The sequence below is a fragment of the Candidatus Latescibacter sp. IFSED24 genome, from assembly GCF_058273205.1.
This window is the reverse complement of sequence record NZ_CM177850.1, coordinates 3,882,116-3,899,694: the sequence shown is the minus strand read 5'-3', so window position 1 is coordinate 3,899,694 and position 17,579 is coordinate 3,882,116. Positions and strand designations below refer to the sequence as shown.

15 protein-coding genes are annotated in these 17,579 nt (G+C 68.7%); 8 read left to right on the top strand and 7 right to left on the bottom strand.

The window, feature by feature from the left end:
- Window positions 1–957 (bottom strand): hypothetical protein, encoded by a 957-nt coding sequence (locus IFSED24_RS15740; protein WP_491332431.1) that lies wholly within the window; start codon window positions 955–957, stop codon window positions 1–3.
- Window positions 958–1,557: 600 nt separating this feature from the next.
- Window positions 1,558–2,700 (bottom strand): type III PLP-dependent enzyme, encoded by a 1,143-nt coding sequence (locus IFSED24_RS15735; RefSeq protein ID WP_491332430.1) that lies wholly within the window; start codon window positions 2,698–2,700, stop codon window positions 1,558–1,560.
- Window positions 2,701–2,836: 136 nt separating this feature from the next.
- Here IFSED24_RS15735 and IFSED24_RS15730 point away from each other — a divergent pair, with 136 nt between their 5' ends.
- A complete protein-coding gene (locus IFSED24_RS15730; RefSeq protein WP_491332429.1) occupies window positions 2,837–4,123 on the top strand; it encodes a hypothetical protein in 1,287 nt (428 codons plus the stop codon).
- A gap of 126 nt (window positions 4,124–4,249) precedes the next feature.
- Entirely contained in the window at window positions 4,250–4,987 is a 738-nt protein-coding gene (locus IFSED24_RS15725) for a PRC-barrel domain-containing protein (protein WP_491332428.1), read from the top strand.
- Between the two features lie 23 nt (window positions 4,988–5,010).
- Here the strand turns inward: IFSED24_RS15725 and IFSED24_RS15720 are convergent, their stop codons facing one another.
- The 3 genes from IFSED24_RS15720 to IFSED24_RS15710 all read right to left on the bottom strand — a co-directional run bounded on the left by IFSED24_RS15720 (window position 5,011) and on the right by IFSED24_RS15710 (window position 9,442).
- On the bottom strand, window positions 5,011–6,345 hold the full coding sequence (locus IFSED24_RS15720; protein ID WP_491332427.1) for a choice-of-anchor X domain-containing protein: 1,335 nt from the start codon (window positions 6,343–6,345) through the stop codon (window positions 5,011–5,013).
- Window positions 6,346–6,448: 103 nt separating this feature from the next.
- A complete protein-coding gene (locus tag IFSED24_RS15715; protein WP_491332426.1) occupies window positions 6,449–7,141 on the bottom strand; it encodes a hypothetical protein in 693 nt (230 codons plus the stop codon).
- 90 nt (window positions 7,142–7,231) lie between these two features.
- On the bottom strand, window positions 7,232–9,442 hold the full coding sequence (locus tag IFSED24_RS15710; RefSeq protein WP_491332425.1) for an APC family permease: 2,211 nt from the start codon (window positions 9,440–9,442) through the stop codon (window positions 7,232–7,234).
- Between the two features lie 111 nt (window positions 9,443–9,553).
- Between IFSED24_RS15710 and IFSED24_RS15705 the strand changes: the two genes are divergently transcribed.
- Both IFSED24_RS15705 and IFSED24_RS15700 read left to right on the top strand, forming a co-directional pair.
- On the top strand, window positions 9,554–10,834 hold the full coding sequence (locus IFSED24_RS15705) for a 4Fe-4S dicluster domain-containing protein (protein ID WP_491332424.1): 1,281 nt from the start codon (window positions 9,554–9,556) through the stop codon (window positions 10,832–10,834).
- Between the two features lie 67 nt (window positions 10,835–10,901).
- Window positions 10,902–11,477 (top strand): glutathione peroxidase, encoded by a 576-nt coding sequence (locus IFSED24_RS15700; protein WP_491332423.1) that lies wholly within the window; start codon window positions 10,902–10,904, stop codon window positions 11,475–11,477.
- 6 nt (window positions 11,478–11,483) lie between these two features.
- Here IFSED24_RS15700 and pyk read toward each other — a convergent pair whose 3' ends face one another.
- Together pyk and IFSED24_RS15690 are read right to left on the bottom strand one after the other, a co-directional pair.
- The gene (gene pyk, locus IFSED24_RS15695) at window positions 11,484–12,950 is read right to left on the bottom strand and encodes a pyruvate kinase (RefSeq protein ID WP_491332422.1); all 1,467 of its coding nucleotides are present in this window, start codon (window positions 12,948–12,950) and stop codon (window positions 11,484–11,486) included.
- Between the two features lie 55 nt (window positions 12,951–13,005).
- Window positions 13,006–13,443 (bottom strand): hypothetical protein, encoded by a 438-nt coding sequence (locus IFSED24_RS15690; protein WP_491332421.1) that lies wholly within the window; start codon window positions 13,441–13,443, stop codon window positions 13,006–13,008.
- A 53-nt stretch (window positions 13,444–13,496) separates the two neighbouring features.
- On the opposite strand from IFSED24_RS15690, the gene IFSED24_RS15685 reads away from it, so the two are divergent.
- The 4 genes from IFSED24_RS15685 to IFSED24_RS15670 are packed head-to-tail and all read left to right on the top strand — an operon-like array spanning window position 13,497 to window position 17,554.
- Window positions 13,497–14,174 carry an SDR family NAD(P)-dependent oxidoreductase gene (locus tag IFSED24_RS15685; protein WP_491332420.1) on the top strand — a complete coding sequence of 226 codons (678 nt, stop codon included), beginning with the start codon at window positions 13,497–13,499 and terminating at the stop codon, window positions 14,172–14,174.
- Between the two features lie 37 nt (window positions 14,175–14,211).
- On the top strand, window positions 14,212–15,471 hold the full coding sequence (locus IFSED24_RS15680; protein ID WP_491332419.1) for an NAD(P)/FAD-dependent oxidoreductase: 1,260 nt from the start codon (window positions 14,212–14,214) through the stop codon (window positions 15,469–15,471).
- Window positions 15,468–16,241 (top strand): DUF1365 domain-containing protein, encoded by a 774-nt coding sequence (locus IFSED24_RS15675; protein WP_491332418.1) that lies wholly within the window; start codon window positions 15,468–15,470, stop codon window positions 16,239–16,241. The genes IFSED24_RS15680 and IFSED24_RS15675 overlap by 4 nt, the downstream gene beginning before the upstream one ends.
- A complete protein-coding gene (locus tag IFSED24_RS15670) occupies window positions 16,238–17,554 on the top strand; it encodes a class I SAM-dependent methyltransferase (protein ID WP_491332417.1) in 1,317 nt (438 codons plus the stop codon). The genes IFSED24_RS15675 and IFSED24_RS15670 overlap by 4 nt, the downstream gene beginning before the upstream one ends.
- The last annotated feature ends 25 nt before the right edge of the window (window positions 17,555–17,579 follow it).

The following is a 17,579-nucleotide window of genomic DNA, read 5'->3' as shown; positions in this document are numbered from 1 at the left end:
CTACCGAAATATAGATTTGACGTCGCTCCAGCTATGAGCTTCCACCCCTACTTGGGGCTCCAGATTGGAGCGCACAACGTAGTCGAATTCGTTCCCTTCGAAGTACGACGGTGGCTCGAAACTTGGCCGAACCAGTATCCAAACCAGATCTCCCGGCTCTCCAAAAACGGTCATCGTCCGCTCAGAACAACCGGCGACATCCATCTGATTCCCGTACCAGATGTCGTCGCAATCTTGCGGATTCGACTCGTAGACTCGCAAGAGCATCTCGGTCTCGATCGAAATATCAAGGTAACCATCCTGTGGCATCACGAACTCGAACCAATCGATATCCCAGTCGATGGGCCCTGGCGAGTCGTACCACCCCGAAACTGCACAAAAGACCGGACTAGTGATTGGCTGAAATGGCGCGTATCCCAGAAAGTCAATACTGGCACAACCGCCGTTTAGAGCGTCGATATAGCCATCGTACAGGGTGGGTTCTCCCTCCAATACAGCATCGCCTGGGCAGGAGATATCGCACGCTTCATACTCCTGGACATGCATGACATAGTTGCCCTGGTCATTGGTATGACCGTCGACCACAATGAAGTAGACTGCACCGCCCAAAAGGGGCGCGGCGACAATTTTCGATTCGTAGTTCTCCCAGTAGTAGTCATCGTTGCACTCCACGAGATCGTAGTCGGCATCCCAGATCCAGACCTTCGTATCATAATCGGAGCCCCAAAGATCGACTGTCAGCAAGAGGTCATATTCGGGAACAAATTCGTAGACGACATCGGGAGAGATCCCGGGATATGGGCAGCTTTCGTCGTAGTCGTTCGCGAAGCCGACGGTGGTTCCCGAGGCATCATATGGCAGGCTGGCAATTGGCACAGCCAACTCGATCGTATCGCCGCCTTGGCGCCCAGCTTCAACGCGCGTCGGTGCTAGAGAGACAAATACTAGGGGCAACAACAATACAATATTGTTCTCACCCGACTCTCCCTTCGTCCGGCAAGGAATCGTATTCTAACTCGCGAGGGTTAGCTTGGTCATCGTTGTCCTCGTAGCCGACGCGACCCGTACAAGGTAGCAGTCTTGCACGGAAATTTCCGACATCGGCTGAAGCAGCTTCCTTTTCTCGTCCGTACTCATTCGGGCTCTTGTAGCCCAGGCTCGAATGCACTCATCGCTGATTATACCACACCTCGATCCACCAGCTGAGATCGGCCGCGGCTTCCTTCCTGGACCGCTACTGCTTCCACCTCACGCGTTGGCGATGTCCGTGTCGTCCGCCACCCAGAACGAGTTCTGCCGATCCGTCTCGAAGTACTGGTCGACCAGATTCGGGGCCGCCTTCCGACAGAGACCGGATCTCATTGATTGTCTGCTTGCGCATCTCTCGCAGTTTGAGACTGACTTCTTTTTCACCACATTCCCCGAAGGGCCAGTTCGCTAGGATTTGCTATTGATTCCACTCCACGATCCGACCCCGAAACGTGGAATCCTCCTTGCATTCCTTGGCACGCTTCACTCACGGGTTACAAGGCCATTATCTTCACCAACCACCACCCCCTAATCGATATAGACGAACCCCGGCGGCGCGAACCCGTTGAACCGCGTCGCCTCCGAGAAGGTGTAGGCCCCCATGCTGCCCGCCACCAGCAGATCGTCGAGGTGCATCTCCGGCAACGTGACCGTGGCGATCTCGCCGCGATGGTCGCGCGAGAACACGTCGATGCAGTCGCAGGTGGGGCCCGCGAGCACGTACGGCGTGGGCGGTCCGTCGGTGAGGCCCTTCAGCGGATAGGTCATGCGGTAGAGCAGGACCTCGAGGAAGCTGCCGTAGGTGCCGTCGTCGAAGTACAGCCAGTTGCGGCCGTCGCGCACCGATTCCGAGATCACCTTGGTCACCAGGATCGCCGCGTCGCCCACGACGGCGCGGCCGGGCTCGGCCACCAGCTGGACCGAGTCGTCGAACAGCGCCTCGTAGTGCGCGCTGATCGCGCGGCCCATGGCGGTGATGTCGATCTGCTCGTCCAGGTAGCGCACGGGGAAGCCGCCGCCGATGTCCACCATCTCCAGCGCCAGGCCCTCGGCCCGGGCCGCGTCGAAGATGCCACGCACGAGATCGAGGGCCTCGCGGTAGCGCCCGACCTCGAGGCACTGGCTGCCCACGTGGAAGCTGACGCCGCGCGGGGTGAGCCCCTGGTCGCGGGCCGCGCACAGCAGGGCGACCGCGTCGGCCGGCGGCGCGCCGAACTTCTCGCTGAGGTGCGCCACGCTGCCCTCGTTGGAGACCCTGATCCGCACGTGGACGTTGGCGCCCGGGGCGTGCCGCGCGATCTGGGTGATCTCCGAGCGGTTGTCGAAGGTGAAGTCGTCCAGGCCGACGGCGGTGGCGTGGGCGATGTGGCGGGGGTCCTTCACCGTGTCGGCGAAGATCAGGTCCTCGCGCGCGTCGGCGCCGGCGGCGAGCGCCGCCTCGATCTCGCCCTGCGAGGCCACGTCGAAGCCCGCCCCCACGGCGGCCAGCGCCTCGAGAATGCCGTGGTGCGGGTTGGCCTTCACGGCGTAGAAGAGCGTGACCGCGGGCAGGCAGGCGTCGAGCCGGCGGTAGTTGTCGACGATCCGGCGGCGGCTCACCACGTAGATGGGCGTGCCGTGCTCCTGGACGAGTTCCTCGATGCGGGCGCGGGGCAGGTCGAAGGGATTCATCGATGGGTCCTCGCGATGGGGGCAACGTGGGCTGATCGGTGCGATCATAGGGGAGGGTACCCGGGTGAGAGAAGATCATTCGACCGGCCCCGGGGATCCCGCGCGCCGCCTCGTCGCCCGTCCCGGAGGTGAACCCATGCCCCGCTCCTGCGCGTCCGGCGCCCTCGTGGTGACCGCCCTGCTCGCCGCCGCGGTCCTCGCCCAGCCTCCCGCACCTGCGCCCACCGCCGCCGACCTCTTCGAGCAGACCCTCGCCACCGCCGGCCTCGACACCGCGCTCGCCCGCCTCGCCACGGCGCTGGCCGACACCACCGAGCCCTACGCCGTCGACGCGTTCGAGCTGGCCATCGCCCTGCCCGCGCGGCTGGTCCTGCGCCACCAGCGCACCGAGGCGCGGGCGCTGCTGCAGGCGCTGCAGCCGCTGTTCGGCGATCACCCGCGGTACTGGCTCGAGCTGGGCACCGCCCACCTGCGCTGCGGCGAGGCCACGGAGGCCCGCGAGGCGCTCACCCGCGCCCGCGACCTCACAGACCAACGCGCCGACCTGGTCTGGATGGTCGACCACCTCGACGAGCTGGTGGCCAACGCGCGGCTGCAGGCCGCGGTGGAGGACCGGCTCGTACCCGGCGAGTCCACCGGTTGCTCCGGCCCCTACCTCGGCCAGGACCCGCCCGGCGACACGCCCCGGGTCTTCGCCCCGGGCATCCTCAGCACCACCGCCCACGAGTACCACCTCAGCTTCGCCCCCGACGGTCGCGCGATCTACTTCTCCCGCGGCGGCGTGGGCACCCTGGTCACCCGCTGGACCGACGGCGGCTGGACCGCCCCCGAGGAGGTGCGCTTCTTCGACGGCGACCAGCTCGCCGAGGAGGCCAACCTCACCCCGGACGGCCGCTCGATCGTCTTCTGCGGTCGGGACGATGTGCGCCAGGATCGCGTGCTCTACCGCGCCGAGCGCACCGCCACGGGCTGGTCCACGCCCGTCAGGCTCTTCCCCGGCATGTACGCCACCGCCACCCGCGAGGGCGCGCTCTACTACACCGCGCACGGCGAGGGCCACGACATCGGCGTCATCGTCCGGCGCTCCTGGGACGGCAAGGAATACGGCGAGCCGGAACCGGTGGCAGGCGAGGGCATCAATACCCCCGCGCCCGACGCCCATCCCTGGATCTCCCCCGACGAGCAGCTCCTCCTCTTCGACACCTACCGCGAGCCGGGCGCGGGCATCTACGCGAGCTTCCGCCGGCCAGACGGCGGCTGGGGCGCGGCCATTCCGCTCCACGACCGCCTCGGCATCCCGCCCGTGGGCCAGTGCGCGCTCTCGCACGACGGCCGGTACCTCTTCTTCTGCCTTGCCGGCGACATGTACTGGGTGGATGCGGGGTTCCTGGACGGATTGCGGGCGGAGCAGGAGCGGCACTGAGCCCGGCGGTGCAAGGACGCAAACTAGTTGCAACTCTAATCATTCTTATTATGATTATACACATGGTTAAAGAGTGGCCGCGACGGGGCGAATCGCCCCGGAGCTGCCCGGAAAGGTGGTAAGGACATGCTGAGAAGTCTCAAGGAACTAAGGGGTTACGTGCTCAAGGCCGAGGACGGCGAGGTCGGCCGCTGCCACGACTTCCTCATCGACGACCTGAACTGGACGATCCGGTACATGGTCGCCGACACCCGCAAATGGCTTCCCGGTCGCCGTGTCCTGATCTCCCCCATCGCCCTCGGCGATCCCGACTGGAAGGACCAGCGCTTCCCGGTGCGCCTGACCCGGCAGCAGATCAAGGAGGCCCCGGACCTCGACGAGCACGCCCCGGTCACCCGCCAGTACGAGATCTGGTACCACCAGCACTACGGCTGGCCCTATTACTGGACCGGCAGCGGGATCTGGTCCTCCGGGATCCACCCCAAGGCGCTCTACGTGAGCCGGCCCGACCTCGGCGACGAGGGACCCGAGCTCGACCACCCGCATCTGCACGCCGCCCACGAGGTCATCGGCTACGACGTCCAGGCCACCGACGGCGAGATCGGCCACGTCGAGGACTTCATCGTCGACGACGACAGCTGGTCCGTCCGCTACGCCGTGATCGCCACCCGCAACTGGCTGCCGGGCAAGCGCGTCCTCGTGCCGCTCGCCCGGCTCCAGAGTGTCGCCTGGGACGACCGTGCGCTCGAGGTGGACCTGACCCGCGACAAGATCGCGGACAGTCCGGAATACGACCCGAGCACACCGGTCAACGCCGAGTTCGAGAAACGGATCTACGACTACGTCGGCCGCCCGCGCGACTGACGCGCGGGCCCGTTCGACGGTGCTCAGGGCACCGCCACGTAGGTATTCCCGTTGCCTGCTATCTGGACGTCCGTGTTGACCCAGCCCGTCCCGTCGTCCAGGTAGGCGGACACGCCCTCGGTGGCGCAGCCGCCGCCCACCTTGTACTCCACGCCGCCGAGCACGAAGACGAACTCCGGCTGGTCGCCGCTGTCGAGCAGCCCATCGTGAGGACCGGCGTGCTCGGAGAGCAGGAAGGTGAAGATCCCGTCGCCGGCCGTCACGTCGCCGGCGGTGCCGTCGTCCACCAGGGCCACCTCGGACCAGCCCCAGGCCGAACCCTTGACCGTGGCGTCGTCCGAGTAGTCCGCGCCCTGGAACGCCGGGGCGAGGTTGGCGCCGTCGGCCGAGAGGTCGATGGTCAGCCGCAGGTCCACCGTGCCGAGCTCGGGCAGCACCAGGCCGGGGGCCGCGATGGGGCCGGCCGCGCCCTGGGGAATGTTGACCGAACCGTTGGGGCCGACCCAGATCCACGCCCCGTCCGACCCGTCCACCGAGCCGCGGATCGCGCCGTACTCCAGGGTGACCGCCGCGCTGTTGTCCACCCAGACCGCCACGCTCCAGACGTGGTCGCCGGCCACGGCGTCGGCGGGCTCGTGGCCGCCGTCGGTCCAGGGACCGTCGTCGTGCAGCATGGGGTACGGGCCGGGCCAGGCGCCGTTCTGGGTGAGGATCCGCGTGGCAGGATCGAAGCTGAACGACCCCTTCCAGGCCAGCCCGTCGGCCTCGGTGTAGGTCTGGTTCGCGGTGTCGTCGATGGCGAAGGTCACCAGCGCGTGGTCGGCCGGAGGCTGGAAGCCGCCCACCTCGAGGGCGGGCGCGGTCACCGCGCCGGTCTCGCCGGCGTCGACGGTCACCATCTGCATCACGTTGCCCGGCACCCAGTCGCCGTCGCTCCCGTCGACCGAGCCGCTGATCACGCCGTAGGTGAAGGTCAGGTCCGCCTCGGGCGTCTCGACCCGGACCACCGCGCCCCAGCGGTGATCGCCCGCGGTCTCGCCGGCCGGCTCGTGGCCGCCGTCGGCCACGGCCCCGTCGTCGTGCAGCATCACGAACGGGCCGCTGCCGGTATCGTCGGCGGTGATGATCCCGGTGGCGGGATCGAGGCTGAAGTCGCCCTTCCAGGCCAGGCCGTCGTCGGCGGTGTAGTCCTGGTTCTGGCTGTCGTCGAAGACGAAGGAGACGGTGGCGTAGGTCGCGGGATCGCCGCCGCCGGGATCGGTGGGGTTGTCGTCGTCGTCGTCGCCGCCGCAGCCGACGAGGACAGCGGCCAGGGCGATCAGGACCAGCAAGCGTGACCAGGAGCTGTTGCCGAGCATTGTTGCCTCCAGGAGGATGAGGGACGGGTCCCCGCATGCGTCGCCGGATGCGACGTTCCGCGGGACGACCCGGAAGGATCTATCGACATACGCGAGCTGCAGTTTAACGGAAGAGGCTCTTCAGGGAAGCCCAAGTTGTGGCCCTCGCCGCCACCGACCCGGGCGTGGCGTAGACCACGTGGTCGATGGTGAACGCGTCGCCGCGGCCGCCAAAGCTGACGCTGACGATGGGCGTGGCCGGGTCGTAGCTGCGCACCACCAGGACCCCGTTGCGGCCGGCGCTGAGGTCGAAGCCCAGGCTCTCGAGCTGGCCCAGCGACTGGCCGTTGACGTAGAGCACGTGGTTGACGGTCACCTGCTGGCTCGCGAACGCGAACCAGGTCGTGCCCTGCGGCACGTAGAACGCCACCGCCCGCCAGTCCTGCGACCCGTAGTTGAGGACCTCGTTGTTCTCGGTGTTGATCAGGCAGCGGCTGCCGTCCCAGACGCCCAGGACGAAGGCGCTGCCGTAGGGGTCGTCGCTCTCGGGGTTGAAGGTGTTCAGCAACGAGGTCGAGCCCTCGCCCGTGAACTGGCCTGCGGCGTCGGCGATCTCGAGCAACAGGCCGGGTGCGAGCGCCAGGTTCTCGAAGTTCTCGACCACGCCGCCGGCCAGGCCGATGGCCTCGTCGGGCTCGCCCCACTGGTCGGCCGGGATGATCTCGACCACGAATTCCGCCCGCGCGGAGACCGCCGCGAGCAGGATCAGGAAGGTCAGGAGGACAGGGTGCCGATCGTTGGCGGAGAAGAGTCGCATGGCGGCCTTTCGGGCTGGACCGGTACTGATTTCTCCCAAGCTAGCGGTGGTGATATCGGTCCGCAACGGGCCCTTGTCGCGCCGCCCGGTTCAGATCAGCCGTCCCGCGAACTCGCTGGCGTTGCGCACGAAGATGGTGGTGCTGAAGCCGCTGGCCATCTGCTCGAGCCGCTCCGCGTCGGCGGCCTCCTGCCCCGGCTCGCTGGCCATGAGCCCCAGGAAGACGATGCTCGCGTCGCCGCTGGTGCGGTGCATGACCTCGACCACGGTCTGGTCGGCCGGCTTGACGATGACCTCGGTCTCGGCGGGGATGCGGCTCTCGTGCACGATGGCGGCCACGTCCTTGGCCGCGCTCTCGCGCTTGGAGTCGTTGGAGACGATGCAGCGCAGGACGATGCGCGCGTCCTTCCAGTCGGGATTGAGCGTCAGCAGGTAGGCCAGGAGCAGCATCAGATCGCCGTTGCGCTGCTTGCCGCGCCACCAGATGTCGATCCGCTTCTGCCGGCCGGGCTCGAGCTGCCAGTTCAGGCGGGCGATGATCGAGCTCTTCTTCAGCGCCGACACCGCCCGGATCACGCGCAGCATGATCTCCAGCCGCTCGCGCTTGCGCGGCCAGCCGAACATGATGGTGTTGGAGTGCAGTCCCGCGATGCCGTTGGCCTGCGCCACGGCGATGGCGCCGCTCTCGAAGCCGGGCACCACGTTGACCTCGCTGAAAGCCACCAGGCCCTCGCGTTCGAGGTCGCGCTGCATGATGTGACGGATGTCCGCGGTCTGGTCGGAGTGGCTGGCCACGTCGCCGAGCACCAGGTTGGCCACGGTGAGGATGCCGCGCTCCTGGTTGAACCACGCGGCCAGGCGCACCAGGCCGAGGCGCTTGGCGGTGTCGCCGGCGAAGACCAGGATGTGCGGCCGCCAGTTGCGCGGGTCGTCCTCGTGCTCGCGCAGGCGCAGGAGCGAGAAGCGCGTCAGCGCCAGCCAGAGGCCCGCACGCACGTCGCCCCAGCGCTTGCGCATGGCCCGGCGGCGCAGGTAGAAGTACAGAGCGCCTTCCAGCAGCACCGCCAGCAGGCAGGCCACCGGGCTGATCATGAACATGACCGCCACGGCCCCCAGCGATCCGAGCAGCGACACGTACCAGGGCACCCGGATCCGGGGCCGATAAGAAGGGTCGCCGGCCAGGCGCTCGAAGGCCGCGCTCAGGTTGATGGTGACGTAGAGCGTCAGGAACAGGATGGTCACGAAGCGGGCCACCATGTTGAGGCCGCCCAGCAGCACGGCCGCCAGGGCGATGCCGCCCGAGACCCAGGTGGCGATGGCGGGCTGTCCGGAGCGCGTGAGCCGGCCGAAGATGCGCGGCGCCAGCCCGTCGTTGGCCAGCGCCTGCAGCACCCGTGGACCGCCCAGGGCACTGCCGAAGGCCGACGAGAGGATGGCGCCCCACAGCCCGGGAAAGACAAGGAACGCGCCGAGGACCGCCACGTCGGTCCAGACGTTGACGCCGCCGGCCGCGAGCTGCTCGGGGGTCAGGCGCGCGGTGCAGGCCAGCAGCACCGGGATCAGCAGGTAGACCAGGGCGCCGGTCATCACCGCCAGCATGGTTCCGCGCGGGATCGACCGCTGCGGGTCGCGCAGGTCGCCGCTCATGCCGATGCCCGCGGTGAAGCCGGTGACCGCGGGGAAGAAGACCGCGAACACGAACCAGAAGCCCTCGGGCGCGGTGCGGAAGGTGGCCGCGAGTTCGGGCGAGCGGAAGCCGCCGCCGAGCACGCCGCCGATCAGGGCGAGCAGCGAGAGCCCCACCGCCACCATGATGGGGATCTGTACCTTCAGGGCCAGGGCCGCGCTCTTGCTCGAGATCGCGGTGGTGAGGATCACGATCACCGCGGCGAGGATCTGCACCGTGGTCGACGACACGGCCTCGCCGCCGCTCAGCCCCAGGTAGACGATGGATTCCGCCAGGCCGAAGCTGTAGAACGTGATGCTCAGGGTCCGGCAGAGGAAGAGCGGGATACCGATGGCCCCGCCCAGCTCCAGGCCGAGGCTGCGCGAGATCATGAAGTACTCGCCGCCCACGCCGACGCGGATGTTGGTCGACAGCGCCGCCGCGCTCAGACCCGTGATGAAGGTGATGGAGCTGGCCGTGAGCACCACCAGCACGGTGAGCGGCAGGCCCAGGTTGCCCAGGACCCAGCCGAACCGCAGGTACATGATCAGGCCGAGGATGGTCAGCACGCTGGGCGTGTAGACGCCCAGGAACGTGCCGAACTTGCGCGCCTGGCCGGTGGGTTCGTTGCTCATGGCGCCATCGTAGCGGAGGGGTCGGGGTTTGACCAGTGCGGACGGACCGGTTGATCCGCGGGACGCGAGGTCGTAGGCTGGGTGTCAGACCCTGGTCCGGAGCGCATCGCCATGGCCCACCGCACCGTCAAGTCCGGCTACGACCAGCTCACCGAGCGCCTGAACCGCGCGCCCCAGGGCGCGCCGCCCTCGCAGCTCCTCCACCGCATCCTGGCGCTCCTGATGGACGAGCGCGAGGCCGGGCTGCTGGCGCTCTTGCCCATCAAGCCCCTCACCGCCGCCAGGGCCGCCCACATCTGGAAGGTCGGCGAGGCCGAGGCGCGCCGCCGGCTCGAGGCCCTGGCCGGCCGCGCGCTGCTGGTGGACATCCAGCGCGACGGCGAGATGCATTACGTCCTGCCGCCGCCCATGGCCGGGTTCTTCGAGTTCTCGCTCATGCGCGTGCGCCAGGACCTGGACCAGAAGGTCCTCTGCGAGCTCTTCTTCCAGTACCTCAACGTGGAAGAGGACTTCGTGAAGGCCCTCTTCACCGAGGGCGAGACCCAGCTCGGCCGGGTCTTCGTGCAGGAGCCCGTGCTCACCAGCGAGCAAGCCGCCCACGTGCTCGACTACGAGCAGGCCAGCGAGGTCATCCGTACCGCCGACTGCATCGGGGTCGGGCTGTGCTACTGCCGGCACAAGCAGCAACACCTGGGCCGGGCCTGCGACCAGCCGCTGGAGATCTGCATGACCTTCAACACCTCGGCCGCCTCGCTCACCCGTCATGGCCACGCGCGTCGGATCGACGCCGCCGAGTGTCTCGACCTCCTCGACGAGGCCTACGCCCGCGGCCTGGTCCAGTTCGGCGAGAACGTGCAGCGACAGGTGAACTTCATCTGCAACTGCTGCGGTTGCTGCTGCGAGGCGCTCCTGGCGCAGAAGCGGTTCACCCACCTGCATCCGGTCCACACCACGAACTGGCTGCCGGCGGTGTCGGACGAGCGGTGCACCGGCTGCGGCCAGTGCGTGACGGCCTGCCCGGTGGACGCGGTAACCCTGACGCCAGCCGGCGATGCCGCGTCGCCCCGGCGGCAGGCGGCACGCATCGATACCGAGGCGTGCCTGGGCTGCGGCGTGTGCGTGCGGGCCTGCAGCAAGGGCGCGCTGCGGCTGGAGCCGCGCACAGCCCGCGTCCTCACCCCGGTGAACAACGCGCACCGCTACGTGCTGATGGCCACCCAGCGCGGCAAGCTGCAGGACCTCGTCTTCGACAACCGCGTGCTCTGGAGCCACCGGGCCCTGGCCGCGCTGCTGGGCGCGGTCCTCAAGCTGCCGGCGGTGCAGCGGCGGCTGGCGCAGCGGCAGCTGGGCTCGCGCTACCTCGAGGCGGTGATGGACCGGTGGGGTGGCTGAATCCCGACCGATGTGCCAACTCCGCGGTCCAGGCTATCTTGTGGTCGCCACCAGCCTGGAGGAACCCATGCACGCGTCCCGGATCCCCGCCGTCACCATCTCGATCCTGCTCTTGATCGCCGGCAGCGCCGCCGCCGCCGGCATGACCCGCGCCTCGAGCGGCGAGAGCCCCTCGATCTACGAGCTGCAGGTCACCAGCCTCGCGGGCGAGCCCGTGGACCTCGGCCAGTACCGCGGCACCGTGGCGCTGGTGGTCAACACGGCCAGCAAGTGCGGCCTCACGCCGCAGTACGCGGGCCTGGAGAAGCTGCACCGCGAACTCGCCGACCAGGGTTTCACCGTGCTGGGCTTCCCGTCCAACGACTTCATGGGTCAGGAGCCGGGCAGCCCCGAGGAGATCCAGGAGTTCTGCAGCCTCGAGTACGGGGTCACGTTTCCGCTCTTCGCCAAGTCGCCGGTCAAGGGCGACCAGCGCAGCGAGGTGTTCCGGCGCCTGACCGTGGAGCTGGACGAACCGTCCTGGAACTTCACCAAGTACGTGGTGGGCAAGGACGGCCGGGTGATCGCGCGCTTCGACCCGCGCACCGAGCCGGACAGCCCGCGCCTGCGCGACACCATCGAGCGCGCGCTCGCCGCCGAGTAGGGCGCCCTACAGCTCCTCGCCGACCACGTGGGCCCGGATGAAGTTCGTCACCCCGGTGCGCTCGAGCGGATAGCCTCCCGCCACCACCACCACGTCGCCCGGCTGCAGCCAGCCCTGGCCGCAGGCGCGGTCGATGAGGGCCTCCAGCGCCTCGCGCAGGTTGTCGGGGCTGCTGCTGGGCTTGGGGAACACCGCCGTGAAGAAGTTGAGGCGGCGCGCGTCGAACTCGTCGCGCAGGCCGGCAACGATGGGCACGGGGCCGCGCTGCCGGCTGACCCGCACCACGGTCGAGCCGTTGGTGATGGGCACGATCACCGCCCGCGCCTTGAGGTCGTCCACCAGATCCTTGACCGCCCGCGCCATGGCGGAATCGATGGTGTCGTCGCCCGACGGCAGCGGTGGGAAGTGGCCGTAGGGTTCGGAATGGCGAAGGATCTCGGCCATGGTGCGAATCACCTGGTCGGGGTGGTCGCCGATGGCGGTCTCGCCCGAGAGCATGACGCAGTCGGTGCCGTCGAACACGGCGTTGGCCACGTCGCTGGCCTCGGCCCGGGTGGGCCGCTGGTTGTGGATCATGGACTCGAGCATCTGGGTCGCCGTGATGGTGAACTTGCCGCGCCGGCGCGCGGTCTGGATGAGCCGCTTCTGCACCACCGGCACGTGCTCGATGGGCAGGGTGATCCCGAGATCGCCGCGGGCGACCATGATGCCGTCGGCCTCGTCGAGGATGGCGTCGATCCGCTGCACCGCGATGGGCAGCTCGATCTTGGCGATCAGCTGCGGCATGGGGTCCGTGTCGGCCAGGAACCGCCGCACGGCGACGAGGTCGTCGGGCCCCTGCACGAAGCTCAGCGCCAGCGCGTCCACCCCGAGCTCGACGCCCAGCGCCATGTCCTGCCAGTCCTTGTCGGTCACCGAGCCGATCGTGAGCTCGGTGTCGGGGAGGTTCAGGCCCTGCCGCGAGCGGACCACGCCGCCGGCCACCACCCTCGTCAGCAGCTCCGCGTCGTTCTTGGCGGTGACGGCGAGGGTGACGATGCCGTCGCCCAGCATGACCCGGTGGCCCACCTGGACATCGCCGTACCAGCCGCTGTCGACCACGCCGACCCCGGTCTGATCGCCGTCGCGGTCGGCGAGCCAGAGCTTGAAGACGTCGCCTTCCTGCAGCGTGACGCTGTCCGTGGCCAGCGACCCGATGCGCAGCTTCGGCCCCGAGATGTCCTGCAGGATCGAGATGGTCTGCTCCATCCGGGCGGCGATCTCGCGGATGCGGTGGAAGACCGCGGTATGCTCCTCGTAGGTCCCGTGGCTGAAGTTGAGGCGGAAGATGTCCACCCCGTCGCGGATCATGCGCTCGATCATCTCGGCCGAACGCGAGCTGGGGCCGACTGTGGCCACGATGCGGGTGAGGTGGCGCGCCAGGGGGCGCTCGTCGTCCTTGCCGACCAGGGTCGCGGGAAAATCATCAGCCATGGCACACCCTCGTTTCCTGCTGTTTCATCGTCTCGTTCGCCGGCTCAGCGGCGCCTTACGCCGCGGCCAGGAGATAGACCGCCACGACGCCCCGCAGCGTCCAGGCCCCGGTCCGCAGCCAGTTGCTCGCCACCAGCCGGCGATGGACGCCGGTGTCGAAACCCCGGGCCAGCCGGCGATGGCACGGCACCTGGAGCCAGGCGGTGGACGCCCAGATGACCGCCAGGAGCGCGAGTCCGAGCCAGAGGACCGGCGCCGGGATCGCCGGCGGCGGACGCCAGGCCAGCCCGATCGCGGCCAGCGCCTCCACGATCATCGGCGGAGCGACCACGAAGGTCGTCAGCCGCGTGTGCCCCGCCTCGTATCCGGGGAAGCGCTTCCCATCGGCCAGGGCCATGAGCGGATAGTGAACGACCTGGACGTACCAGATGATGCCCACCATCGCCAGTGTGGCGACCGCCTGCACCTGGATTAGAATGGGCGTGATGGACATGCGGTCTCGCTTCCTGTGCCCCCAGTCTACTCGAAACCCGACAGGAGTCGACCATGGAGGATCCGCGTCGCATCATGATCGTGGGCGGGAATACGGGGATCGGCGAGGCGATCCGCACGCAGCTGGCCGTCGATCATGAGGTGATCTGCTTGAGTCGCAGCCAGTCTCCCCCGGTGGACGTGACCGAGGAGCAGCCCGCCTTTCCCGACCTCGACGGCCCGCTCCACGGCCTCGTCTACTGCCCCGGCAGCATCAACCTGAAATCGCTCCGCGCGCTGAGCGTCGAGGATTTCCGCCAGGACCTGGAAGTCAACCTGATCGGCGCGGTCCGCGTGCTCAAGCGGTACCTGGCCAACCTGCAGGCCGCCGACCAGGCCGCCGTGGTGCTGTTCAGCACGGTGGCCGTGCAGAGCGGCATGGCGTTCCACTGCTCGGTGGCCGCCGCCAAGGGCGCGGTGGAGGGGTTCACCCGCTCGCTCGCCGCCGAGCTGTGCCCGAAGATCCGGGTCAACGCCATCGCCCCCTCGCTCACCGATACGCCCCTCGCGCAGGGCATCCTGCGCAGCGAGAAGCAGCGCGAGGCCGTCACCGCGCGACACCCCCTGCGCCGCCTCGGCCGTCCCGAGGACCCCGCCGCCCTCGCCTGTTTCCTGCTCTCCGACGCCGGCTCCTGGATCACCGGGCAGGTGATCGGCGTCGATGGCGGCCTCTCGTCGTTGCGGTCGACATGATCCGCGCCGGCGCCACCCGGACCGGAGGGCCCCATCCGTGAGCGAACGCATCGCCATCGTCGGCACGGGCATCGCGGGATTGACGACCGCCTACCTGCTGTCCCGCCGTCACGACCTGGTGGTCTACGAGGCCAACGACTACATCGGCGGCCACACCCACACCGTGGACGTGCGCGAGGGCGACCGGACCCACGCGGTCGACACCGGCTTCATCGTCTACAACGAGCGGACCTACCCCAACTTCTGCCGCCTGATCGACCGGCTGGGGGTGGCGACCCAGCCCAGCGACATGAGCTTCAGCTTCGCCGACGAGGCCTCGGGCCTGGAGTACGCCGCCCCGGGTCTGCCATCGCTCTTCGCCCAGCCGCGCAATCTCTGGCGCCCCCGTTTCTGGTCCATGCTCCGCCAGATTCTCCGCTTCTACCGCGAGGCGCCCCGGCTGCTGGCGGCCGCCGGCCAGGAGATCGACCTCACCCTGGCCGAATACCTCGAGCGTGAAGGCTACAGCGACGCCTTCGTGGAGGACCACCTGGTCCCCGTGGCCGCCTCCATCTGGTCGGCCAGTCGCCGGGGCGTGGGCGCCTTCCCCGCCCAGGCCTTCATCCGGTTCTTCCAGAACCACGGTCTGCTGAGTCTGACCGACCGCCCCACCTGGCGCACCATCACCGGCGGTTCGGCGCGGTACGTCGAGCCCATGGTGGCCTCGTTCCGCCACGCCATCCACCTGTCGACCCCGGTGACCGCGGTCCAGCGCGACCGCGAGGGCGTCACGGTGACCGCCGCCGGCCGCCGGCCCGAGCGGTTCGCCAGGATCGTGCTGGCGTGCCATGCCGACCAGGCGCTCCAGCTGCTGACCGACGCCACACCCCTCGAGCAGGAGATCCTCGGCGCCTTCCCCTACGCCCCCAACGACGTGGTCCTGCACTCCGACCCCACACTCATGCCGCGCAGCCGGGCCGCCTGGGCGAGCTGGAACTACCATCGCCTCGCCAACGACCCGGACCGCGTGGTCATGACCTACAACCAGAACCGGTTGCAGCGGATCCCGAGCACCGTGCCCTACCTCGTCACCCTGAACCGCACCGCCGCGGTGGCCGCCGACCGCATCCACGCGCGTTTCACCTACCATCATCCTCAGTACGACCCGCGCGCCGTGGCGCTCCAGCCGCTGCAGTCCCGGATCGACGGCATGAACCATACCCACTTCTGCGGCGCCTACTGGGGCTACGGTTTTCACGAGGACGGCGTGACCAGCGCGCTGCGCGTGGCCCGCGCCTTCGGGGAGGAACTGTCATGACCACGGCGAGCGCCGTCTACGAGGGCTGGGTCTCGCACCGGCGGTTCCGGCCGCGTCCGCACGGCTTCCGCTACGGTCTGGGCATGCTCTACGTCGACCTCGCCGAACTGCCGGAGATCCTCGACCGCCATCCGCTCTGGTCGGCGCGGCGCTTCGCCCCCGCCTGGTTCCGGCGCACCGACTACCTGCATCCAGCCGATCGGCCGCTGGACGACGCCGTACGCGACGTCGTCGCCGAGCGGTCCGGCGAGCGACCCGCCGGACCGATCCGCCTGCTGACCCACCCGCGCTACTGGGGCACCTGCTTCAATCCGGTGAGCTTCTACTACGTCTTCGACCCCGACGGCGCGCGCCCGCAGTGGGTGCTCGCCGACGTCACCAACACCCCCTGGAACGAGCGCCACACCTATCTGCTCGGCCCGCTCGGCGAACCCGACCAGCGCGGCGCCTGGCGCCCGCGCAGCCGCAAGGTCTTCCACGTCTCGCCGTTCATGGACATGGACCTGGAGTACCGGTGGCTACTGCGCCCGCCCGGTGATAATCTGTTGGTCAATATCGAGAACCACGACGGCGCGGGGCGTCTCTTCAACGCCACCCTCTCCCTGCGCCGGCGTCCCTTGACCGCCGGCAATCTCGGCCGCCTCCTCTGGCGCTACCCCTGGCTCACCGCCAGGGTCGTGCTGGGGATCCACTGGCAGGCCCTGCATCTGTGGCGCAAGGGAGTGACCTACGTGCCCCACCCGGGCAAGCTGGAGAGGGACCAACCATGAACCAGGGTGCCATCGGGCTTGGCCCCGCCGGGACCATGCGTTCCACCAATCGCTGGCAACGCCTCTGCCGTCGCCTGCTGATCCGCGCGCTGAACGACCTGCGCGAAGGCCAGATCGTCCTGCACGACGCCGACGGCACCTGGACCCTGGGCGCCACGACCCCCGCCTATCCCTTGCGCGCGGTGCTCACCATCCACGACCCGGCATTCTATCCCGCCACCCTGCTCGAACAGAGCGTCGGCACCGGCCGGGCCTTCATGAGCGGCTGGTGGACCAGCGATGACGTGGTCGCGCTCATCCGCATCCTGGCGCGCAACGAGGCGGCCCTGCGCCGCTGGACCGCCCCGGCTCTGGGCATCCTCGCCCCCGGGCACCGCCTCGCGCTGTGGTCACGCCGCAACGACCGTTCCGGAGCCCGCCGCAACATCGCCGCGCACTACGATCTGGGTGACGATTTCTTCCGCACCTTCCTCGACCCCTCGCTCACCTACTCGTGCGCGGTCTTCACGGACGAGCAACGCGATCTCGCCGCCGCCCAGACCGCCAAGCTCGACCGCATCTGCCAGAAGCTCGACCTCGGCCCCGACCACCACCTGCTCGAGATCGGCACCGGCTGGGGCAGCTTCGCCGTCCATGCCGCACGGACCTACGGCTGCCGGGTCACCACCACCACGCTCAGCGCCTCGCAGGCGCGCCACGCCCGTCGCTGGGTGGAGCAGCTGGGCCTGGAAGATCGCGTCACCGTCCTCGAGGAGGACTACCGCGATCTCGACGGTCGCTACGATCGGCTCGTCTCCATCGAGATGATCGAGGCGGTGGGCACGCGCTTCTATCCCGCCTACTTCGGCCAGTGCAGCCGGCTGCTCCGCGACGACGGCGCCATGCTCCTGCAGGCCATCGTGGTGGATGACCGCCACTTCGCCCACGACGCCAGCCACGTCGACTTCATCAAGCGCTACATCTTCCCCGGCGGCGTGCTGCCCTCGGTCAGCGTCATCGCCGACACCGTGGCGCGCGCCACCGACTTGCAGCTGGCCCACCTCGAGGACCTCGCCGCCCACTACGCGGAGACCCTGCGCATCTGGCGCCAGCGCCTGCTCGCCGCGCGCGGCCAGCTCCTCGCACAGGGACGCGACGAGATCTTCCAGCGCTGCTGGGAGTTCTACTTCGCCTACTGCGAGGGAGGCTTCCGCGAACGTCGCGTGGGCACCGTGCAGGCCTTGCTGGCCAAGCCCCACTGCCGATCGCTGCCGCTGCTGCAGCCGGTCGCCGTTCCCTGGTCGCGCAAGACGAAGGAGGCGAGGGCCTCATGAGGCCGGTGCCGCAACTCCTGGCCCC